Annotated in this window: 21 protein-coding genes; 4 read left to right on the plus strand and 17 right to left on the minus strand. The window is 68.8% G+C overall.

Annotated elements, in window-relative coordinates; all coding sequences use genetic code 11:
* Positions 1-5 precede the first annotated feature (5 nt).
* Positions 6-1,094, plus strand: coding sequence for an alanine racemase (gene alr / locus GXN78_RS14450; protein WP_106559444.1), 1,089 nt, complete (start codon positions 6-8; stop codon positions 1,092-1,094).
* 16 nt (positions 1,095-1,110) lie between these two features.
* Positions 1,111-1,833: a hypothetical protein gene (locus GXN78_RS14455; protein WP_106559445.1), complete on the plus strand. Its 723-nt coding sequence runs from the start codon at positions 1,111-1,113 to the stop codon at positions 1,831-1,833.
* A 12-nt stretch (positions 1,834-1,845) separates the two neighbouring features.
* Here GXN78_RS14455 and GXN78_RS14460 read toward each other — a convergent pair whose 3' ends face one another.
* From GXN78_RS14460 to hpaR, 13 genes are read right to left on the minus strand one after another with little or no spacing between them, the layout of a single operon-like run.
* Positions 1,846-2,823: a 2-dehydropantoate 2-reductase gene (locus GXN78_RS14460; protein WP_106559446.1), complete on the minus strand. Its 978-nt coding sequence runs from the start codon at positions 2,821-2,823 to the stop codon at positions 1,846-1,848.
* 10 nt (positions 2,824-2,833) lie between these two features.
* Positions 2,834-3,625, minus strand: coding sequence for a class II aldolase/adducin family protein (locus GXN78_RS14465; RefSeq protein WP_106559447.1), 792 nt, complete (start codon positions 3,623-3,625; stop codon positions 2,834-2,836).
* Between the two features lie 23 nt (positions 3,626-3,648).
* On the minus strand, positions 3,649-4,644 hold the full coding sequence (locus GXN78_RS14470; RefSeq protein WP_106559448.1) for a Bug family tripartite tricarboxylate transporter substrate binding protein: 996 nt from the start codon (positions 4,642-4,644) through the stop codon (positions 3,649-3,651).
* Between the two features lie 26 nt (positions 4,645-4,670).
* A complete protein-coding gene (gene ilvD / locus GXN78_RS14475) occupies positions 4,671-6,392 on the minus strand; it encodes a dihydroxy-acid dehydratase (protein ID WP_106559449.1) in 1,722 nt (573 codons plus the stop codon).
* A gap of 10 nt (positions 6,393-6,402) precedes the next feature.
* A complete protein-coding gene (locus GXN78_RS14480; RefSeq protein WP_106559450.1) occupies positions 6,403-7,212 on the minus strand; it encodes an aldolase/citrate lyase family protein in 810 nt (269 codons plus the stop codon).
* A gap of 11 nt (positions 7,213-7,223) precedes the next feature.
* A complete protein-coding gene (hpaH, locus tag GXN78_RS14485; RefSeq protein WP_106559451.1) occupies positions 7,224-8,027 on the minus strand; it encodes a 2-oxo-hept-4-ene-1,7-dioate hydratase in 804 nt (267 codons plus the stop codon).
* Between the two features lie 6 nt (positions 8,028-8,033).
* Positions 8,034-8,438, minus strand: a complete 405-nt coding sequence (locus tag GXN78_RS14490; RefSeq protein ID WP_106559452.1) for a 5-carboxymethyl-2-hydroxymuconate Delta-isomerase — start codon at positions 8,436-8,438, stop codon at positions 8,034-8,036.
* A 13-nt stretch (positions 8,439-8,451) separates the two neighbouring features.
* Positions 8,452-9,327 (minus strand): 3,4-dihydroxyphenylacetate 2,3-dioxygenase, encoded by an 876-nt coding sequence (hpaD, locus tag GXN78_RS14495; RefSeq protein ID WP_164255469.1) that lies wholly within the window; start codon positions 9,325-9,327, stop codon positions 8,452-8,454.
* 2 nt (positions 9,328-9,329) lie between these two features.
* Positions 9,330-10,787, minus strand: coding sequence for a 5-carboxymethyl-2-hydroxymuconate semialdehyde dehydrogenase (gene hpaE, locus GXN78_RS14500; protein ID WP_106559453.1), 1,458 nt, complete (start codon positions 10,785-10,787; stop codon positions 9,330-9,332).
* 7 nt (positions 10,788-10,794) lie between these two features.
* Positions 10,795-11,772 (minus strand): tripartite tricarboxylate transporter substrate binding protein, encoded by a 978-nt coding sequence (locus GXN78_RS14505; RefSeq protein ID WP_106559454.1) that lies wholly within the window; start codon positions 11,770-11,772, stop codon positions 10,795-10,797.
* 53 nt (positions 11,773-11,825) lie between these two features.
* Positions 11,826-12,578, minus strand: coding sequence for a fumarylacetoacetate hydrolase family protein (locus GXN78_RS14510; RefSeq protein ID WP_106559455.1), 753 nt, complete (start codon positions 12,576-12,578; stop codon positions 11,826-11,828).
* Entirely contained in the window at positions 12,575-13,198 is a 624-nt protein-coding gene (locus GXN78_RS14515; protein WP_106559456.1) for a fumarylacetoacetate hydrolase family protein, read from the minus strand. The genes GXN78_RS14510 and GXN78_RS14515 overlap by 4 nt, the downstream gene beginning before the upstream one ends.
* Positions 13,195-13,626, minus strand: coding sequence for a homoprotocatechuate degradation operon regulator HpaR (gene hpaR, locus GXN78_RS14520; RefSeq protein WP_106559457.1), 432 nt, complete (start codon positions 13,624-13,626; stop codon positions 13,195-13,197). Before hpaR ends, GXN78_RS14515 begins: the two co-directional genes overlap by 4 nt.
* A gap of 118 nt (positions 13,627-13,744) precedes the next feature.
* Between hpaR and radA the strand changes: the two genes are divergently transcribed.
* Together radA and GXN78_RS14530 are read left to right on the plus strand one after the other, a co-directional pair.
* Positions 13,745-15,133 carry a DNA repair protein RadA gene (radA, locus tag GXN78_RS14525; protein ID WP_106559458.1) on the plus strand — a complete coding sequence of 463 codons (1,389 nt, stop codon included), beginning with the start codon at positions 13,745-13,747 and terminating at the stop codon, positions 15,131-15,133.
* 62 nt (positions 15,134-15,195) lie between these two features.
* A complete protein-coding gene (locus tag GXN78_RS14530; protein ID WP_239142715.1) occupies positions 15,196-15,684 on the plus strand; it encodes a glycerate kinase in 489 nt (162 codons plus the stop codon).
* 3 nt (positions 15,685-15,687) lie between these two features.
* Here GXN78_RS14530 and GXN78_RS14535 read toward each other — a convergent pair whose 3' ends face one another.
* The 4 genes from GXN78_RS14535 to GXN78_RS14550 are packed head-to-tail and all read right to left on the minus strand — an operon-like array spanning position 15,688 to position 19,691.
* Entirely contained in the window at positions 15,688-16,551 is an 864-nt protein-coding gene (locus GXN78_RS14535; RefSeq protein WP_106559460.1) for a fumarylacetoacetate hydrolase family protein, read from the minus strand.
* Positions 16,552-16,561: 10 nt separating this feature from the next.
* A complete protein-coding gene (locus GXN78_RS14540; protein ID WP_106559461.1) occupies positions 16,562-17,542 on the minus strand; it encodes a tripartite tricarboxylate transporter substrate binding protein in 981 nt (326 codons plus the stop codon).
* A gap of 27 nt (positions 17,543-17,569) precedes the next feature.
* The gene (locus GXN78_RS14545; RefSeq protein WP_164255471.1) at positions 17,570-18,559 is read right to left on the minus strand and encodes a tripartite tricarboxylate transporter substrate binding protein; all 990 of its coding nucleotides are present in this window, start codon (positions 18,557-18,559) and stop codon (positions 17,570-17,572) included.
* Between the two features lie 43 nt (positions 18,560-18,602).
* Positions 18,603-19,691, minus strand: a complete 1,089-nt coding sequence (locus GXN78_RS14550; RefSeq protein ID WP_164255472.1) for an enolase C-terminal domain-like protein — start codon at positions 19,689-19,691, stop codon at positions 18,603-18,605.
* Positions 19,692-19,693: the final 2 nt, after the last annotated feature.

A 19,693-nucleotide genomic window follows, 5' to 3' on the forward strand; every position in this document is an offset into this window, starting at 1 on the left:
TCACCGTGCCTCGTCCCATCCTCGCCACCATCCACACCGCCGCCCTGGCCCACAACCTCGAGCGCGCGCGCCGCGCCGCCGTCGACGCCCGCGTCTGGGCGGTGGTCAAGGCCAACGCTTACGGGCACGGCATCGAGCGCGTCTTCGAGCCCTTCCGCGCCGCCGACGGCTTCGCGCTGCTCGACCTGGCCGAGGCCGTGCGCGTGCGCGCCCTGGGCTGGCGCGGGCCGGTGCTGCTGCTCGAAGGCGTGTTCGAGCCGCGCGACCTGGAGCTGTGCTCGCGCCTGGAGCTCTGGCACACCGTGCACTGCGACGCGCAGATCGACATGCTGGCCGCCCACAAGACGCAGGTGCCGCAGCGCGTGTTCCTCAAGATGAATTCCGGCATGAACCGGCTGGGCTTCTCGCCCGAGCGCTTCCGCGCCGCCTGGACGCGGCTCGACGCGCTTCCGCAGGTCGACGAGATCTCGCTGATGACCCACTTCAGCGACGCCGACGGCGCGCGCGGCGTGGCCCACCAGCTCGCGGTCTTCGAGCGCGTCACGCGCGACCTGCCGGGCGAGCGCACGATCGCCAACAGCGCCGCCACCCTGCGCCATGCCGCCACGACGCGCGCCGACTGGGTGCGCCCCGGCATCCTGCTGTACGGCAGCGCGCCCGACTTCCCCGAGCACGATGCGGCGCACTGGCAGCTGCAGCCGTCCATGACGCTGTCCACGAGGCTGCTCTCGGTGCAGACGCTGGCTGCGGGCGCCACCATCGGCTACGGCTCCCGCTTCACCGCCGAAGGGCCGCTCACCATCGGCGTTGCGGCGGTCGGCTATGCCGACGGCTATCCGCGCCATTGCGACACCGGCACGCCGGTGCTGGTGAACGGCGTGCGCACCCGCATGGTCGGCCGGGTCAGCATGGACATGATCACGGTCGACCTCACGCCAGTGCCCGATGCCGTGTTCGGCAGCGAGGTCACGCTGTGGGGGCGTGCCTCGAACGGCGCCGTATTGCCCATCGACGAGGTCGCGCGGTCAGCCGGCACCATCGGCTACGAGCTCATGTGCGCGGTGGCGCCGCGCGTGCCCGTGGCGGTGGATTGAGCAAGGCGCGGGCCGCTTGAAGATCCTGTCCAACTGGCGCTCGGTGCGCCTCTGGGAAACGCAGGTCGAGCGCGACCTGCACCGCGACCACGACCTGCGCACGCACGGCCTGCTGATCGGGACGGCGACGCTGCTGCTCATGTGGCTCGCGTCCTGGCTGCAGATGAAGGCCGGCGTCGAGTCGCTGGCGCTGCGCTACCTGTTGACGCTGGGCGTGGGCTACCTGGGGTACCTCTGGATCCTGCGCTGGTGGGCCACGATGCTGATCCGCAAGAACACCCAGTTCGATCCCGACCTGCCCGACCCGCAGATCGCCGACTGGCCGTCGTTCCGCGGCGGCACGAGCCCGGCCGGTGGAGGCCACGGCGCCGGCGACCTGGCCGGCGGCGCGCTGGAAGCCGCGGCTGGGGCCGACGAAGGCGCCATCGTCGTGGTGCCGGTGGTCGCCATCTTCCTGATCGGCCTGGCCATCCTCTTCGGTGCCGGCGCGCTGGTGCTGCTGTACTTCGGCTCGGAGGCGCTGCTCGCGGTGGCGATCGAGCTCGCCTTTGGCTACGTCACGGCCACCGCCGCGGTGCGCGTGGCGCGCGAGGGCTGGCTCACGGCCGCGGTGCGGCTGACGTGGAAACCACTGCTCGGCGCGCTGCTGTGCGCGGTGCTGCTCGGTGCGGCGCTGGACCGCTTCATGCCGCAGGTGAACTCGCTGCCGGAGGCGGTGCGGGTGTTGCTCAAGCGCTGAGCAGCTTTCGCTTCAGTACAACCCGAGCTGCCGCGCCTGCAGCCTCGCCAGCCCCAGCAGCGCATCGGTGAAGGGCGTGGCCACGCCCGCGTGCTGCCCCAACTCGCGCACCACCGACACCAGCGCGTCGAGCTCGACCGGCCGCTGGGCCTCGACATCCTGCAGCATCGAGGTCTTGAAGGCCCCCAGCTTGCGCGTGACCGCGTGCCGGTCCTCGGGGCTCTCGGCGATCGGCACGCCGATGCGCTCGCCGATCTCGCGTGCCTCCAGCATGATGGTGGAGATGAAGCCGCGCACCAGCTCGTCGTTGAGGATCAGGTCGGTGGTCGCACCGGTCAACGCGCTGATCGGATTGACTGTCATGTTGCCCCACAGCTTGTACCAGACGTCCTTCTGGATTTGAGGCGAGAGGCGGGCCTCGAAGCCGGCCTGCTTCAGCAGCGCCTCGAGCCGCTGCGCGCGCGGCGTCGCCTCGCCCGAGGGCTCGCCGATGATCAGGCCGTTGCCGAAGTGGTGCCGCACCACGCCCGGCGCATCCAGCGAGCAGCTCGCGTGCACCACGCAGCCGATCACATGCTGCGCGGGGATCGCGGCGTCGATCTTGCCGCCCGGGTCCACCGCCTCCAGCTGCGTGCCGGCCAGCGGGCCGCCGAAGCCGCCCTGCAGGAACCACCAGGGCACGCCGTTCATGGCGGTCAGCACGATGGTGTCGGGGCCGAGCAGCGGCGCGATCTGCGCGGCGACGGCCGGCAGCGCCGGTGCCTTCACTGCGACCACCACCAGGTCCTGCACGCCCAGGTCGGCCGGGTCGGCCACCGCGTTGACCGCGACGCGCGTGCGCTGGTCGCCGCGCATCACGCTCAGCCCATCGCGCTGCAGCGCCTCCAGCGTCGCGCCGCGCGCCACCACGTTGAGCCGGCTGCCCGCCTGCGCGAGGCCGGCCCCGATCCAGCCGCCGATCGCGCCGGCGCCGTAGATGCAGACTTTCATCGCGCCTCGCTCAGTGCTTGTAGGAATCGTCGATGCGATCGACCTGCCGGACCAGCGCGTCGAACACGTCCTGTCCGCCGCCGTGCTTCGGGTTGAACTGCAGCGCATCCCGCGTGCACTTGCGCGCGATCTCTTCCGAGACAGGGATGGGCGCGCCCATCGACAGCGTCGCCATCTGGATCTCGCAGGCGCGCTGCAGCGTCCAGAGGATGGCGAAGGTCTGCGGCAGCGTCTGGCCCCAGGCCAGCAGGCCGTGGTTGCGCAGGATCACGGCCGGCCTGTCGCCGATGCTCTTCAGCAGCCGCGGCCCTTCGTCGGCATGGATGGTGATGCCCTCGAAGTCGTGGTACGCCACCATGCCGTGCAGCTGCGCTGAATAGAAGTTGGTCTGCTGCAGGCCGCCCTGCAGGCAGGCCACCGCCACGCCGGCGGTGGTGTGCGTGTGCATCACGCAATGCGCGTCGGGCAGGCCGTCGTGGATCGCGGCGTGCACGGTGAAGCCGGCCGGGTTGACCGGATGGCGCGAGCCGTCCAGCACCTTGCCCTGCAGGTCGATCTTGACCAGGTTGCCGGCCGTGACCTCGCTGTAATGCAGACCGAAGGGGTTGATGAGGAACTGCTTCTGCCCGCCCGTCACGCTGTCGGGCAGCCGCACCGTGATGTGGTTGTAGATCATCTCGGTCCAGCCCAGCATCGCGAACACGCGGTAGCAGGCGGCCAGCTGCAGGCGCGCCTCCTGTTCGTCGGGATGGATGGCGGGTCGGGCCGCGGCGGCGGCCGGGGTGGCGAGCGGTGTGTTCATCAAACAGTTCCTTTGGGGGTGGGCTATTGCTCCGCGGTAAACCCGATCTGCTTCACGATCGGCGCCCACTTCGCGGTGTCCTTCTTGAGCAGTTCTGTCAGCTCGCCGGGCGACGAAGACATGGCCTCCAGCCCGAAGGTGGCCAAGCCGTCGATCACATCCTTCTGCGCCAGCGCGGTCTTCATCGCCGCATTGGCGCGTGCCACAACCTCGGGCGAGGCCTTGGCCGGCAGCAGGAAGGCGAACCATTCGCTGTGCGTGACGTTCTTGATGCCCTGCTCCTCGAAGGTCGGCACGTCGGGCGCGAAGCGGCTGCGCTTGGCGCCGGAGACGCCGAGGATGCGCACCTTGCCCGAGGCCAGGTGCTGCGTGATGTCGCCGATCGGCCCCGACACCGCCGCCACGTTGCCGCCCAGCAGATCGAGCATGGCCGGCTGCGTGCCGCGGTAGGCGGCGTGCTTGAGATCGACGTCGGCGTTCTTGCCGAGCAGCGCGCCGATGAAGTGCGGCGTGGAGCCGGCCGCGGGCGAGCCGTAGTTGGCGCCGGCGGGGTTCGTCTTGGCCCAGGCCAGGAACTCGGGCACCGACTTCACGCTCGCCGGCACGGCCGGGCCGACCGCGAAGCCGAAGTCGAACTGGCAGGCGATCGTCACCGGCGTGAGGTCCACCAGCGGGTCGTAGGGCAGCTTCTTGTAGATGTGCGGATAGATCGTGAGGATCGAGGTCGGCGTCTGCAGGATCGTCGCGCCGTCGGCCGGCTGGCCCTTCACGTAGGTGACGGCGATCTGGCCGCCCGCGCCGGTGCGGTTCTCGACCACCACGGCCTTGCCGTAGTCGGGCTGGAGGCGGCTCGCGACGCGGCGGCAGAGCGTGTCGGAGGTGCCGCCGGCGGCGAAGCCGGTGATCAGGCGCGCGGTCTCCATGGGCTGCTGGGCCTGCGCGAAGGCCTGCTGGCCCAGGCTGGCGAGCAGCGCCGAGGCGCCGGTGGTCTGCAGCAAATGGCGGCGGGTGAGGGTCATGATGGGGATGTCTCCGTGTGAGCGTTTCAGGATTCGTCGCGCAGCCAGGTGACTGCGCCCGAATGGGTCACGGCGCCCTGGTGGCTGGGGCGCACGGTGAGCGCGTATTTTTCCAGCAAGCCTGTATGCCGCACCCCCGCGTTTACCTGACGTTGCGCGAGCCGCGCAGCGATTTCCTGATCGCTCAGCTCGACGGAGATGCTGCGGATTTCTGCCCGCGCGTCGATGGCGACGATGTCGCCGTCGCGCAGCGCCGCGATCGGTCCGCTGTCGGCCGCCTCGGGCCCCGCGTAGCCGATGCACAGGCCGCGCGTCGCGCCCGAGAAACGGCCGTCCGTCAGCAAAGCCACCTTGTCGCCCATGCCTTGGCCGTAGAGCAGGGCGGTGATGCCCAGCATCTCGCGCATGCCGGGGCTGCCCTTGGGCCCTTCGTTGCGGATGACGATCACGTCGCCGGCCTGGTAGCGGCGGTTCTGCACGGCGGTCTGCGCTTCTTCCTCGGACTCGAAGACGCGCGCCGGTCCGCGATGCACCAGCGTCTTCAGGCCCGCGGTCTTGAGCAGGGCTCCGTCGGGGCACAGGTTGCCCTTGAGCACCGCGAGGCCGCCGTCGCGCGTGATGGGATCGCCCGCCTTGCGCACCACGCGGCCGTCCGGCGCGGGCGCATCGGCCACTTCCTCGGCCAGCGTGCGGCCGGTGAAGGTGAGCACGTTGCCATGCAGGTAGCCCTGCTCCAGCAGCGTGCGCAGGATCACGCCGGCGCCGCCGATGTAGTACACGTCGCGCGCCAGGTACTGCCCGCCCGGGCGCAGATCGGCGATGAGCGGCGTGCGCGCGAACACCTCGGCCACGTCGTCGAGGTGGAACTTGATGCCCGCCTCATGCGCGATCGCCGGCAGGTGCAGCGCCGCATTGGTCGAGCCGCCGGTGGCCGAGACCAGCGCGCAGGCGTTCTCCAGCGCCTGGCGCGTCACGATGTCGCGCGGCAGCGGGCCTTCGCCCATGACGGCCTTCATCAGCTGCTTCGCGGCGCGGCGCATCAGCGGCGCGCGTTCGCTGAACACGGCCGGCACCATGCTGGAGCCGATCGGCGCCAGGCCCAGCGCCTCCGACACCATGCCCATGGTGTTGGCGGTGAACTGGCCTGCGCAGGCGCCGGCGGTGGGCAGGCAGGCGCGGCTCATGGCGTCGAGTTCCTCGTGCGTGGCGTCGCCGGCCAGCACCTTGCCGATGGTCTCGTAGGTATCGACCACGTTGAGGTCGTGGCCATCCGGCCCCGGCATCTGGCCGGGCAGCGCCGAACCGCCATGCACGAACACGCTGGGCACGTTGCAGCGGACCATGCCCATCATCAGGCCCGGCAGGTTCTTGTCGCAGGCGCCGATGGCGAAGATGCCGTCCCACTGGTGGCCGCGCGTCGAGGCTTCCACGCTGTCGGCAATCAGCTCGCGCGAGATCAGCGAGAAGCGCATGCCCGAATGCGCCATCGTCAGGCCGTCGCTCACCGACACCACCGGGCATTCGTGCGGGGTGCCGCCGCCTGCGTAGATGCCGGTCTTGGCATGCTGCGCCTGCTCGCGCAGGTTGAGGTTGCACGGGCTCATCTCGCCGCCGGTGTGGAACACGCCGATGTGCGGGCGGGCGATGTCCTCGTCGTCCTGGCCCAGCGCATGCAGGAAGCTGCGCGTGGTGGCGCGGATGGTGCCCTCGCGGATGATCGCGGAGCGGAAGCGCTTGGGGTCGCTCATGGCGAGGGGCCTAGTAAGTGCCGCCGGCGGACGCCGGCTTCGCTCCGCCCTTGAAGCGCGCGGCCAGCGCATTGGTGCTGCGCACCAGCAGGTTGGTGTCGAGCCCGACGGCGACGAAGAGGGCGCCCAGTTCCAGGTACTTCTGCGCCAGCGTCTCGTCCGGCGTCAGGATGCCGGTGGCCTTGCCGGCACGCTGGATGCGCGCAATCGCGTCCTCGATGGCGGCCTGCACCTCGGCGTGGTTCGAGTCGCCGACATGGCCGAGCGAAGCCGACAGGTCGGCCGGGCCGATGAAGACGCCGTCGACCCCGTCGACGCCTGCGATCGCGTCCAGGTTCGCCAGCGCTTCGCGCGACTCGGCCTGCACCAGCAGGCAGACCTGTGAGTTGGCCTCCCTGGCATAGCCCGGGTAGCGGCCCCAGCGCGAGGCGCGCGCGCCGCCCATGCCGCGGATGCCCTGCGGCGGATAGCGCATGGCACGCACGATGGCCTGCGCCTGCTCGGGCGTGTCGACCATCGGCACCAGCAGGGTCTGCACGCCCAGGTCGAGGTACTGCTTGATCAGCGCCGTGCCCACGTCGCCGTGTCCCACCGGCACGCGCGCGATGGCGTTCACGCCCGGATAGGCCGCGATCGCCTGCGCCTGCTGCAGCACGCTGCGCAGGCCGTTGGGCGAATGCTCGCCGTCGATGAGCAGCCAGTCGAAGCCGGCGCCGGCGCAGATCTCCGCGCTGTAGGCGTCGGCCAGGCCGAGCCACAGGCCGATCTGCGCGCGCTTCTCGGCCAGGGCTTGCTTGAAGGGATTCGTGGGGGTTTGCATGGGGTTCTTCTTCAGACGAAACGGAAAGCGACGGCGCCGAGCGGGCCGTAGTCCGCATGGAAGGTGTCGCCGGGCTTGGCATTGGTGGGCCGGGTGAAGGACCCGCCGAGCACCACCTCGCCGGCCTCCAGGCATTCGCCCCAGGGCGCGAGCTTGTTGGCCAGCCAGGCCACGCCGGTGGCCGGATGGTTGAGCACGGCCGCGGCCAGGCCCGACTCCTCGATCACGCCGTTCTTGTAGAGCAGGGCGCCGACCCAGCGCAGGTCCACCGCGTCGGGCTTGACCGGCCGCCCGCCGGTCACGATGCCGGCATTGGCCGCGTTGTCGGCGATCGTGTCGAAGACCTTGCGCATCGCGCCGGTCTCGCGGTCGAACTGCTCGATGCGCGCGTCGATGATCTCGATGGCCGGCACCACGTAGTCGGTGGCCGCGAGCACATCGAAGATGCTCACGTTCGGGCCCTGCAGCCGCTTGCCCAGGACGAAGGCGAGCTCGACCTCGATGCGCGGCGCGATGAAGCGGGTGAAGGGAATGTCGCCGCCCTGCTCGAAGAACATGTCGTCCAGCAGCGTGCCGTAGTCCGGCTCGGTGATCTGGCTGGCCTGCTGCATGGCGCGCGAGGTGAGACCGATCTTGTGGCCACGGACCACGCGGCCCTCGGTCAGCTTGGCCTTCACCCACTCGCGCGAGATGGCGTAGCCGTCCTCGATGCTCATCTCGGGAAAGCGCTTGGAGAAATGCTCGACCTGCACGCGCGACCTCTCGCTTTCGTGCAGTTCCGCGGCGAGCTGCTGGATGACGTTCCTGGCGAGCATGCTTTTCTACTTGTTGAAGAGAGGATGCAGGTTGCCGTACTTGCCGTCGTAGACCTGGTCGGGCGCTTCGTCGATCTGCAGCGTGGTCCCGATGTGCCGCTGCGCGACCAGCGGCTCGAAATGCTGCTTCACCTTGGCGAGCAATGCATCGCCGATGCGCTTCTTGACCGCCTCCGTACGTCCCGACGCCATGCGCACGTTGAGATAGACGAAGGCGTAGTCGCCCTTGCCGTCGGCCACGGCATAGTGCGCGGCCGGGAAGGCCAGCACGCGCGTGCCGCCGGTCGGAAAGACCTGCCGGCCCTCGTCGTCGCGCTGTTCGAGCATGGCGTCGGCCATCGTGCGGCAGAGCGCCGTCATGTCGGTCTGCAGCTCGATGTTGGGGGTGTAGAGAATCACGAGATGCGGCATCGTTGTCTGCTCCTCAGGCTATGGCCGGCGCCGGCAGCGGCGTGACCGGAAAGATGGCATTGATCTGCCCCGTGCCCGAACTGCCGAAGTACGGCGTGACGATCTCCACCGGCGCCGTGTAGCGGTCCCACCCCAGCAGGCCCAGCAGCATCGCGGTGTCGTGCATGTCGCCTTCGCCCCAGCACTTGTCGGCATACATCGGCAGCATGCCGACGAAGGTCTTCCATTCGCCGGCCTCCCAGAGCTGGACCACGCGGCGGTCGACCTGCTCGAGGAAGGGATCGTAGACCTTGTGCATGAACTCGGGGGCGCGGCCGTTGTCGGCGAAATGATGCGACAGCGAGCCGCTCGCGAACACCGCGACCGTGCCCTCGTAGCGCTCCTCGATGGCGCGGCGCACCGCCAGGCCGAAGCGGCCCGATTCGGTGAGGTCATGCCAGTCGCACCAGCCGCTGATGCTGATCACCTTGTAGTGCTGATCGGCGTTCATGTAGCGCATCGGCACCAGCGTGCCGTACTCCAGCTCCAGCGTGGTGTCGCTGTGGGCGCGGCTCTTCACGCCCATCTCGTTGGCCACGTCGGCGATCAGATGACCCAGCGCCGGGTTGCCTGGATAGGCAAAGGGCATGTTCTTGATGAAGTGCGGCAGTTCGTTGCTGGTGTAGGTACCCTCGAACTTCGGGCCGCAGTTGATGTGGTATTCGCTGTTGACCTGCCAGTGCACGTCGAAGACCACGATGGTGTCGACGCCCAGCTCCCGGCAGCGCCGGTCGATTTCCTTGTGGCCGTTGATCGCCGCCTCGCGGCAGCCGAAGTTCGGGCCGGGGAACTCCGACAGGTACATCGAGGGAACGTGCGTGATCTTGGCGGCGAGTGCGAGCGTGCCCATGATCAGACTCCCCAATGCGGGATGTGATGCGAACCCAGCGACACCGCCACGTTCTTCGGCTCGCAGAAGACCTCGTAGCTCCAGGTGCCGCCCTCGCGGCCCGTGCCCGAGGCCTTGGTGCCGCCGAAGGGCTGGCGCAGGTCGCGCACGTTCTGGCTGTTGACGAAGCACATGCCGGCCTCGACGGCGGCCGCCACGCGGTGCGCACGGCCGATGTTCTCGGTCCAGACGTAGCTGGAGAGGCCGTACTGGATGTCGTTGGCCAGGCGGATGGCATCGGCCTCGTCCTTGAAGGGGATCAGGCAGGCGACGGGCCCGAAGATCTCGTCCTGCGCGATCTTCATGCGGTTGTCGACATCGGCGAAGACCGTGGGCGCGACGTAGTTGCCGCGCCGCACGCGCTCCGGCAGCGGCGGCACTTCGAGCCCGCCGCACAGCAGGGTCGCGCCTTCCTTCGGCCCCAGCTCGATGTAGCTGCGCACCTTGGCCAGGTGGGCCTGCGAGATCATCGGCCCCACGATGGTCGCTTCATGAAGCGGGTCGCCGACCACGATGCGCTTGGCGCGCTCGGCGAACTTCGCCGCGAAGTCGGCGTAGATCGACTGCTGCACCAGGATGCGCGAGCCCGCGGTGCAGCGCTCGCCGTTGTTGCTGAAGATCATGAACACGGCCGCGTCGAGCGCACGGTCCAGGTCCGCGTCCTCGAAGATCACGAAGGGGCTCTTGCCGCCCAGCTCCATGCTGAACTTCTTCAGGCCCGCGCTCTTGACGATGCGGTTGCCGGTGGCGGTGGAGCCGGTGAAGGAGATCGCGCGCACGTCCGGGTGCGCGACCAGCGGCTCGCCGGCCTCCTTGCCGTAGCCATGCACCAGGTTCAGCACGCCCGGCGGAATGCCGGCCTCCAGCGCCAGCTCGCCCAGGCGCGCGGCGGTCAGCGGCGACAGCTCGCTCATCTTGAGCACCGCCGTGTTGCCGAAGGCCAGGCAGGGCGCGACCTTCCAGGTGGCGGTCATGAAGGGCACGTTCCACGGCGAGATCAGCGCGCACACGCCGACCGGGTGGAACAGCGTGTAGTTGAGGTGCGTCTCCGTCGGGTAGGTGTGGCCGTCCACCCGCGTGCACATCTCGGCGAAGTAATAGAAGTTGTCGGCCGCGCGCGGCACCAGCTGCTTGCCGGTCTGGGCGATGACCTGGCCGCAGTCGTTGGTCTCGGTCTGAGCCAGCTCGGGCACGTGGGCCGCGATCAGGTCGCCGAGCTTGCGGATCAGCTTCGCGCGCTGGGGGGCGGGCAGGCCCGCCCATTTCGGGAAGGCCGCCTTGGCGGCGGCGACCGCGGCGTTGACTTCCGCCTCGCCGCCGGAGGCGACCTCGGCCAGCACTTCCTGCGTGGCGGGGTTGACGGTCTCGAAGTAGTCGGCGCCGGCGACCGGTTTGCCGTCGATGAGGTGATCGATCTTCATGGGGCTTTCAATCCAGTTTGATGTCGCGCGCCTTGATGAGGGCGTGCCACTTCTTGCGTTCCGCTTCGGTGTAGCGGTTCATCTCGGCGGCGTCGGCGGGCGTGGGGTCCCAGCCGGCATCCTGCAGCTTCTGCCGCACGCCGGGGTCGTTCATGGTCTTCATCAGGTCCGCGCCGAGGCGGGCCTGCACGTCCTTGGGCGTGGCGGCCGGCGCCACCAGGCCTTGCCAGGCGTAGGCCTCGACGGCAGGGAAGCCGAGCTCCTTCGCGGTCACGACGTTCGGCAGCTGCGGCATGCGTTCGCCGGACATCGCGATCAGCGGGATGGCCTTGCCGGCCTTGACGGCGCTGACGCCGCTGGGAAGGTCGAGCACCATCAGCGGCACCTGGCCGCCCATCAGGTCCTGCAGGGCCGGCGCGCCGCCCTTGTAGGGCACGTGCAGCACCGACACGCCCGCCTCGCGCTGGAACAGCTCGAGCGCCAGGTGATGCGGGCTGCCGAGGCCGGGCGTGGCGACGCTGTACTTGCCGGGCGAGCGCTTGAGCTCGGCCAGCAGCGCCTTCGCGTCGGTGATGCCGGCATTGGGAGCGGCCGTGATGATGAGCGAGGAGCGGCCCATCATGCCGAGCAAGGCGAAGTCCTTCTCGGCGTCGTAGGGCAGCTTCTTGTAGAGCGCCGGGTTGTAGACCAGCACGCCGTTGTCGGCCGAGAAGACGGTGTAGCCGTCGCCCGGCGAGCGGGCCACGTGCTCTGAGGCGATGATGGCCGCCGCGCCGGGACGGTTGTCGATGACCACGGGCTGGCCCAGCTGCTGCGAGAGCTGCGCGCCGGCCGTGCGCGCAAGAAAGTCGGTGCCGCCGCCGGCCGGATACCCGACCACCCAGCGCACCTGCTTGTTCGGGTAGGGCTGCGCGGGCGCATCGAAAGCGAAGAGCGAAGCGGCCAGCGCGAGCAGCGCCGCGGCGAAACGGGAAATCCGGGTCATAGCTTGTCTCCTAGTTGTGTTGTGGCGGGCAGGCGCTGCGCGGTCACGCCTTCTCAGGCCGCAGCGATGGTGTTGGTCAGCGCGCCGATGCCTTCGATCTCCGTCACCACCACGTCGCCGGGGCGGCAGTCGACCACGCCGTCGGGCGTGCCGGTGAGGATCAGGTCGCCGGGCGCGAGCGTCATGAAGCCTGAGAAGTACTCGACGAGGAAAGGCACGTCGAAGATCATGTCCTTCGTGTTGCCCGACTGCGTGAGCTTCCCGTTGACGGTGGTCTGCAGCGCGAGCGCCATCGGGTCGGGCACGTCCTCCGCGTCCACCAGCCAGGGCCCGATGGGCGTGCAGGTGTCGCGGTTCTTCACCCGCAGGTTGGGGCGGTACCAGTTCTCGAGGTAGTCGCGGATCGCGTAGTCGTTGGCCACCGTGTAGCCGGCGATGAAGTCGTAGGCATCGCCCCGCCGCACGTTCCGCGCCGTTTTGCCGACCACGACCACCAGCTCGCATTCGTAGTGCATGAAGGACACGCCGTCCGGGCGCCGCGTCTTCTGGCGATGGCCGATGAGCGTGCTCTGGCCTTTGACGAAAACCAGCGGCTCCTCGGGCGCCTTGAATTCCAGCTCCTTCGCGTGGTCGGCGTAGTTGAGGCCGAGCGCGAGGATGGTGCGCGGGCGCGGCGTGGGCGCCAGCGGCGGCAGCCAGAGGGCGTCGTCGAAGGCGATGCTGCGGCCGTCGGCCAGCAGCAGCCGGCCGTCGCGCTCGGTGGCCGCCTGCTCCACGCCTTCGAAGGCGATGCGTGCGTGCTTCATGCGGCTTCTCCCACCAGCGTGTTGGCCAGCGTCTCGAAGCCCGGCGCACTGATCTCGATGCGGTCGCCGGGCCGCGCCAGCGGGCGGCCGGCATCGCAACCCAGCATCAGCACGTCGCCGTGCGCCAGCGTCATGAACTCGCTCACGTCGGCCAGCAGCTGCGAGGCGTTGCGCACCAGTTGCGAGAAGTCGATCGACTGGCGCTGCGCGCCGTTGATGCGCAGCTCGAGTTTGAACTCCGCCGGGTCGGCCACCTCCTGCGCATCACGCATCGCGGGGCCGATGCCGAGGAAGCCGTCCACGCACTTGAACTTGACCGGCGGGCGGAAGAAGCTCGCGTGCGGGATCGAGAGGTCGTTCATCGGCACGAAGCCTTCGACGTCGCCGTCGGCACCGATCACCATCGCGATGGTGGCGCCGACCTCGACTTCGGGCACGCGTGCGGGCACCACGATCGCGCTGCCGTGCGGGCTCCAGGTGTTGGCCGTCTTCACGTACAGCACCGGCGCCTTTGGCGGTGCCTTGTAGGGGGGCTGCGTCATCTGCGGCGCCAGCGCCTCGACTTCCGCGCGGAAGTTGAGCAGCACGCCGTAGACGGTGCCGGTGGGGAGGAAGCTCATGGTTGTTCCAGTTCGATCACTTGGTCGAGCAGCACATAGAGCTGCGACAGCTTCTGCTTGCCCAGCGACTTCTCCATCCAGGCGTAGTGCGCCTCGATGCTTTGCGAGAGCTGCTGGACCATGCGCGTGCCCTTGGGCGTGGCCTCGACCACCGTGCGGCGCTGGTCGGCGGGATCGCGCGCGCGGCGGATCAGGCCGTCGCGCTCCATGCGCGCGAGCACGCCGGTCAGGCTGGGTCCGAGGATGAAGGCCTCGCGCGCGACGCGGCCGGTCTCGACCATGCCGTGCTCGCCCAGCACCCGCAGCACGCGCCATTGCTGGTCGCTCAACCCATGCTCGCGCAGGCTGGGCCGGGTGTGCGCCATGACGGCTTCGCGCGCCTGCAGCAGCAGGCGGGGCAGGTTGCGGTGGACGAAGGGGGTGCTCATGAAGGCCTCGATTATTTAACATGTTAAGTTTTTTGCAAGTCCTCTCCGAAGCTGCTTTTCCCGGGTTTTCCCGTAGCCCGGATGAGGGCCGGCGATGGCCCCTCCCTACACTCGGGCGATGGCCAAGGAAAAAACACTCTTCGTCTGCTCCGAATGCGGCGGCACCAGCCCCAAGTGGCTGGGCCGCTGCCCCAGCTGCGGCGCCTGGAACACCCTGATCGAGCAGGTGGCGGCGGCGCCCGGCGGCGGCAACAACCGCTTCGGCGCACCCTACGCCTCGCTCGCCGGCTCGGCCGAGCTGGCGGTGCTGTCGGAGATCGAGGCCACCGACATCGAGCGCACGCCCACCGGGCTCGACGAGCTCGACCGCGTGCTGGGCGGCGGCATCGTCGATGGCGGGGTCACGCTGATCGGCGGAGACCCCGGCATCGGCAAGTCCACGCTCCTGCTGCAGGCAACCGATGCGCTGCAGCGCGCAGGGCGGAACGCGCTCTACATCACCGGCGAGGAAAGCGGTGCCCAGGTGGCGCTGCGCTCGCGGCGCCTCGGCCTCGAGTTGTCGCAGGTGCAGGTGCTGGCCGAGATCCAGCTGGAGAAGATCCTGGCCACGCTGGACGCCACGCGCCCGGCGATCGCGGTGATCGATTCGATCCAGACCGTGTATTCGGACCAACTGACCTCGGCCCCCGGCTCGGTGGCGCAGGTGCGCGAATGCGCGGCGCACCTCACGCGCTTCGCCAAGGCCAGCGGCACGGCGGTGGTGCTGGTGGGCCATGTGACCAAGGAGGGCGCGCTGGCCGGCCCGCGCGTGCTCGAGCACATGGTCGACACGGTGCTGTACTTCGAGGGCGACACCCATTCCAGCTTCCGCCTGGTGCGCGCCATCAAGAACCGCTTCGGCGCGGTCAACGAGATCGGCGTGTTTGCGATGACCGAGCGCGGCCTCAAGGGCGTGGCCAATCCCAGCGCGATCTTCCTCAGCCAGCATGCCGAGCCGGTGCCCGGCAGCGTGGTGCTGGTCACGCTGGAGGGCACGCGGCCGATGCTGGTCGAGATCCAGGCCCTGGTCGACAACGGCGGGCCCAGCCCGCGGCGCCTGTCGGTGGGCCTGGACCGCGACCGGCTCGCGATGCTGCTGGCGGTGCTGCACCGCCATGCGGGCGTGGCCTGCATGGACCAGGACGTGTTCGTCAACGCGGTGGGCGGCGTGCGCATCAGCGAACCGGCGGCCGACCTGGCGGTGATGCTGGCCATCACCTCCAGCCTGCGCGGCAAGCCGCTGCCCAAGGGCTTCATCGCCTTCGGCGAGGTGGGCTTGGCCGGCGAGGTGCGGCCGGCGCCGCGCGGCCAGGAGCGGCTGCGCGAAGCCGCCAAGCTGGGCTTCAGCGTGGCGGTGGTGCCCAAGGCCAACGCGCCGCGCAAGGGCGCGAAGGAGATCGAGGGGCTGACCATCCATCCGGTGGAGCGCATCGAGGAGGCGATGAACGTGGTGCGCGGCCTCGAGTGAGCCGTCGGCCTCCCGGCCGATTCGCGAACGGATGAAGTAGCCCCGCTTCGACGGAGGCGACAATGCGGCCCATGAATTTCGGCAAAGTCTTCGTGCCTCTCGCAGGCCTGCTGCTGCTCGGCCTGGCCTACCGCGCCTACAGTTGGCCCGGCGTCGCCTTCGCGGGCGGTGCCATCGTCATGTTCCTGCTGATGCACTTCAACCGCACCATGCAGGTCCTGAAGCGCGCGGCCGACCGGCCCATCGGCACGGTGGCGAGCGCGGTGATGCTCAATGCCAAGTTGAAGCCCAAGGTGACCCTGCTGCACGTGATCGCGATGACGCGCGCGCTCGGCGAGCAGCGCACGCCGAAGGACGCGCAGCCCGAGATCTATCGCTGGACCGACAACGGCGGTTCGTGGGTCGATGCCACCTTCGTCAACGGCAAGCTGACGGAATGGACGCTGGTGCGGCCCCAGGCGCCCGACGAGGACGCAGTGCAAGCGGCCGATGCGCCGAGCGCCGATGCGGTGAAGCCCGGGGCCGCGGATGCGCTGCGGCCGCCGATGTAGCGGCTAGCCCGCCCGCTCGGCTTCGACTCGGTTGCGCAGGACACCGATCCCCGCGACCTCGACCTCGACCACATCGCCAACCTGCATGAAGAGTGGAGGGGTGCGGGCCATTCCGACGCCACCGGGTGTCCCGGTCACGATGACGTCGCCGGGTGCAAGCGGAAGAATCGTGGAGCAATACGCGATCAGCTCGGGGATGTCGAAGATCAACAAGCTGGTGTCGGACTGCTGGACCACCGTCCCGTTCAGCCGGGTGGTGAGCGTCAGGGGGCGGCGGCTTGGGTCGAGCTCGTCGGCGGATGTCATCCACGGCCCGAACGCACCCGAGGCGGCGAAGTTCTTGCCGGGAGTCCATTGGGTCGTATGGAACTGCCAGTCTCGCATCGAGCCGTCGTTGTAGCAGCTATAGCCGGCGATATGCCGCCATGCATCGGCCGGCGAGATGCGGCGCCCTCCATGGCCGATGATGACGGCGACCTCACCCTCGAAGTCGAAACGGGTCGACTCGGGCGGCAGCAGCAGGGGCTGTTCGTGTCCGACCTGGGATTCGGGATACCGCAGGAACACGGTCGGATGCGCCGCCTTGCGGATCTTCGTTTCCTCCAAGTGATCGGCGTAGTTCACCCCGATGCAGAAGATCTTGCCGGGGTTCGGGATCACCGGTCGATGGACAAGCTGGTCCAGCGCAATCGAGGGGTCGGTTGTGGCGAGGCAACGCCGTGCCTCCTCCAGCCCACCATCGGCGGTCAGGAGGGCCCGGAGGTCGGCAAAACGCTGCCCCAGGCGTGCCCCGAGATCGACCACGGCGTCGTCGACAACCGCGCCAAACGTGGGTTGACCGTCGATGAAAAAAGATCCCAACTTCATTCAATTCCTCCTATTGGACGGGCTTGTACTTGATCGTCTTGCCCACGCGCTCCCAGCGTGCCGAGTCTTCCGCCATATAGCGCGCGAAGGGCTCGGCGCCGAGCGGCATCAGCACCGAACCCTGCTGGATCAGTGCCTCCTGCACGGCTGGGATGCGCATCACCTTCAGCGCAGCTTCCGACAGCTTTGCGAGTACTGGCGCGGGCGTGCCTGCGGGTGCCAGCAGTCCGTTCCAGAAGCCGATGTGGAAGTCGGCGACGCCGGCCTGTGCCATGGTTGGAATGGCTTCCAGCGCCGGGAGCCGCTCGCGTGAGGTGACGGCCAGCACCTTCAATCGTTTGGTGTTGGCGTATGGCATCAGCGGCACCGGATTGCTGAACATCAACTGGACCCGGCCGGCGCTGAGGTCGGTGAGCGCGGGGCCGCCGCCTTGGTACGGGACCTCCTGCCAGTCCAGGCCCAGCTTGGTTTTCATCAGTTCGGTCACCAGGTTCTGCGGCGAGCCAGGGCCGGTCGATGCGTAGTTGAGCTTGCCGGGATTTGCCTTGCTATAAGCCACCAGCTCGGCGACCGACGCGACCGGGAGCGAATCCGCCACCGCCAGCGCTACGGGCGACTCGGTCAGCAGGGCCACCGGCGCGAAGTCCTTGGGTTTGAAGGGCGTCGACGGTTCGATTGCCGGTCGCAGCGTCGCATTGCCGGTGTCGAGCAGCAGCGTGTAGCCGTCGGGCGCGGCCCGTGCCGCGGCGACGGTGCCGATCACGCCGGCAGCGCCCGGCTTGTTCAGCACGACGAAGGACTGGCCCAGGGCCTTGCTCAATTCGGCCGAGATGATGCGCGCCAGGGTGTCGGTGCCACCACCAGCCGGGTAGGCAACGATCACCTGCACAGTCCGGCTCGGATAGTCGGTCTGCGCCTGCGCCGCCGAGCCCAGCAGCAGCAGGCCGAGGGCCGCAAGGTGCCGGCACCAGCCGGCTCGAAAGCGTTTCATCGGGTTGCCTCCTGGTCTTGCGCCGCGTTATTCCGCGCTGACGCCGAGTTTTTGCACGACATTGGCCCACTTTGCCACTTCGCTTTTCACGAAGCCCGCGAAGTACGACGCGCTCGTATCGGGCGAAGGTTCGAGATACATCGCTTCCAGCTTTTCCCGGATCTGCGGCTTGCCGAGCGCGTGGCCGAGATGGCTGCTGAGCTTCTGCACGACCGGAGCTGGCGTGCCGGCGGGCGCGAACACGCCGAACCACCCCGTTTCCTCCACAGAGGGATAGCCGAGCTCGACCACGGTCGGCACCTGTGGAAAGAAGCGACTACGCTCGCGCGAGGTGACCGCCAGCGCCTTGAGCTGTCCTGACTTGAGGAAGGGCACCGCTGCGCCGGGCGTCACGAACATCATCGAGACCTGCCCGCCGATCAAGTCCGTGATGGCCGGTGCGCTGCCCCGGTAAGGAACGTGCTGCATCGGTATGCCGGCCGTTTTGGCCAATGCGAAGCCGGCGATGTGCTGCGGCAGGCCGACGCCGGGAGATGCATAGGTCAACTGCGCGCCGGCCCTGCCCTTCGCCAGGAGTTCGTCGAGCGTCTTGATTCCGCTCTTGGCGGACACGACCAGCAGGTCCGGTGCCGTGCCGATCAGGGCCACCGGGACGAAGTCGCCGAGCGGGTCGTAGGGACGAGGCTTGATGAGCGCGGGCACGATGGCGTTGGTCGCCACCTGTCCCATGAGCAGTGTGTGACCGTCGGGTGCCGCGCCCGCGACCACCTTGGTGCCGATGATGCCGCCCGCACCCGCTCGGTTGTCCACCACCACGCTTTGCCCCAGGTTCTGCGACAGCTCGGAGGCAGCGATGCGGGCGATGGCGTCGGTGCCGCCGGCCGGCGGGCCTGCCACGACCATCACCACCGGCTTGACGGGATAGTCGCCGGGCGGCTGCGCGCCCGCGCATGACGCCGAGAGTGCCAGCAGCCCCGAGAGCGCAGGCAGAAGGTACGTCCTGTACAGATATCTCATATGTTTTCCTTGAGGCGGTCTCTGCCGCGCGTTCGAATGTCGTTCAGGCCCGCAGCGTCTGCTTGCCGAACGTCGCCTTCCGCAGCGTGCAGCGCTCGACCAGATCGGTGTCGAGCCGAGGCCTGTACCCGGCTGGAATGCGGATTGCACCGTTCGAGAACGGCAACGGATTCTCGAAAACGCGCTCTCGCGTCTTGAGGAAGCCATTCATTTCGCCAGCGTTGTCGATGGCGTGCGCGGCGACGCAGGCTTCCGCCCAGCAGCCGATCTCGAGCGACACGCCATCGCCCAGCACCGGGGTAAGGCCATTGGCGCGGATGCGTTCAAGGCCTTCGATCAGCATGTCCACGCTGCCCATCTTCTTGAGCTTCAGCTTGACGAAACCGACGCCATCCATCGCGCCGGCGCGGTCGATGTCGCCCAGGTCGTAGATCGATTCATCCAGCATCACCGGCACCGCCGAGCGAACGGCAACCGCGGCGTTGGCGCGCCAGTCGTCCAGCGGGCAGGGCTGTTCAAACAGTTCGATGCCCTGCGGTGCGAGGCGGCTGGCGAAGGCGATGCCATCGACCGAATCGAAGCCCTGGTTTGCATCGAGCCGCAGCGTGGCGCGGTCCCCGACAAGACCCTGGATGCGACCGACATGGTCCAGGTCGCGCTGCCAGTCGAAGCCGACCTTCACCTTGAGCGTGCGGAAGCCCTGCGCGAGCGTCCGCTCGATTTCCTCGGCAAGTGCCGCGGGCTCGGAGGATTGCACCGGGGCGAGCAGGGGGACTGCCACGGCCGCACGTGTCGCCAGGAGCGGGTGGCCGGTCAGCATGTCCAGTGCGGCCAGCATCGCGCTGGCGGCACCTACCCCGTCATGCACATGGCTTCGGGCGACAGCCTTGGCCGCTTCTGCATCCATGCCCACCACGCGCGAGCCCAGGATTTCACACAGCCGCCATGAGCCCTCGACCGTCTCCGTCGTGTAGCCGGGAATGATCAGGGCCTCTCCAAAGCCGTGTTCGCCATCGGTGCCGCGAACTTCGATGACGAAGGGATCGAAGCGCTCGATCTTCGCCAGCGAGACTTCGTAGGGGACTCGAAGCGGCAGGTCGACCTGCCGCGCGCTCACCTGTTCGATCTGCACGC

It is taken from the genome of Variovorax sp. WS11 (assembly GCF_010499245.1).
Lineage (GTDB): Bacteria > Pseudomonadota > Gammaproteobacteria > Burkholderiales > Burkholderiaceae_C > Variovorax.

Excerpts from the sequence above, each read along its gene's own strand:
- GXN78_RS14460 (WP_106559446.1), bottom strand. The coding sequence starts at position 2,823 with ATGAAAGTCTGCATCTACGGCGCCGGCGCGATCGGCGGCTGGATCGGG.
- GXN78_RS14465 (WP_106559447.1), bottom strand. The coding sequence starts at position 3,625 with ATGAACACACCGCTCGCCACCCCGGCCGCCGCCGCGGCCCGACCCGCC.
- GXN78_RS14470 (WP_106559448.1), bottom strand. The coding sequence starts at position 4,644 with ATGACCCTCACCCGCCGCCATTTGCTGCAGACCACCGGCGCCTCGGCG.
- ilvD (WP_106559449.1), bottom strand. The coding sequence starts at position 6,392 with ATGAGCGACCCCAAGCGCTTCCGCTCCGCGATCATCCGCGAGGGCACC.
- GXN78_RS14480 (WP_106559450.1), bottom strand. The coding sequence starts at position 7,212 with ATGCAAACCCCCACGAATCCCTTCAAGCAAGCCCTGGCCGAGAAGCGC.
- hpaH (WP_106559451.1), bottom strand. The coding sequence starts at position 8,027 with ATGCTCGCCAGGAACGTCATCCAGCAGCTCGCCGCGGAACTGCACGAA.
- GXN78_RS14490 (WP_106559452.1), bottom strand. The coding sequence starts at position 8,438 with ATGCCGCATCTCGTGATTCTCTACACCCCCAACATCGAGCTGCAGACC.
- hpaD (WP_164255469.1), bottom strand. The coding sequence starts at position 9,327 with ATGGGCACGCTCGCACTCGCCGCCAAGATCACGCACGTTCCCTCGATG.
- hpaE (WP_106559453.1), bottom strand. The coding sequence starts at position 10,787 with ATGAAGATCGATCACCTCATCGACGGCAAACCGGTCGCCGGCGCCGAC.
- GXN78_RS14505 (WP_106559454.1), bottom strand. The coding sequence starts at position 11,772 with ATGACCCGGATTTCCCGTTTCGCCGCGGCGCTGCTCGCGCTGGCCGCT.
- GXN78_RS14510 (WP_106559455.1), bottom strand. The coding sequence starts at position 12,578 with ATGAAGCACGCACGCATCGCCTTCGAAGGCGTGGAGCAGGCGGCCACC.
- GXN78_RS14515 (WP_106559456.1), bottom strand. The coding sequence starts at position 13,198 with ATGAGCTTCCTCCCCACCGGCACCGTCTACGGCGTGCTGCTCAACTTC.
- hpaR (WP_106559457.1), bottom strand. The coding sequence starts at position 13,626 with ATGAGCACCCCCTTCGTCCACCGCAACCTGCCCCGCCTGCTGCTGCAG.
- radA (WP_106559458.1), top strand. The coding sequence starts at position 13,745 with ATGGCCAAGGAAAAAACACTCTTCGTCTGCTCCGAATGCGGCGGCACC.
- GXN78_RS14530 (WP_239142715.1), top strand. The coding sequence starts at position 15,196 with ATGCGGCCCATGAATTTCGGCAAAGTCTTCGTGCCTCTCGCAGGCCTG.
- GXN78_RS14535 (WP_106559460.1), bottom strand. The coding sequence starts at position 16,551 with ATGAAGTTGGGATCTTTTTTCATCGACGGTCAACCCACGTTTGGCGCG.
- GXN78_RS14540 (WP_106559461.1), bottom strand. The coding sequence starts at position 17,542 with ATGAAACGCTTTCGAGCCGGCTGGTGCCGGCACCTTGCGGCCCTCGGC.
- GXN78_RS14545 (WP_164255471.1), bottom strand. The coding sequence starts at position 18,559 with ATGAGATATCTGTACAGGACGTACCTTCTGCCTGCGCTCTCGGGGCTG.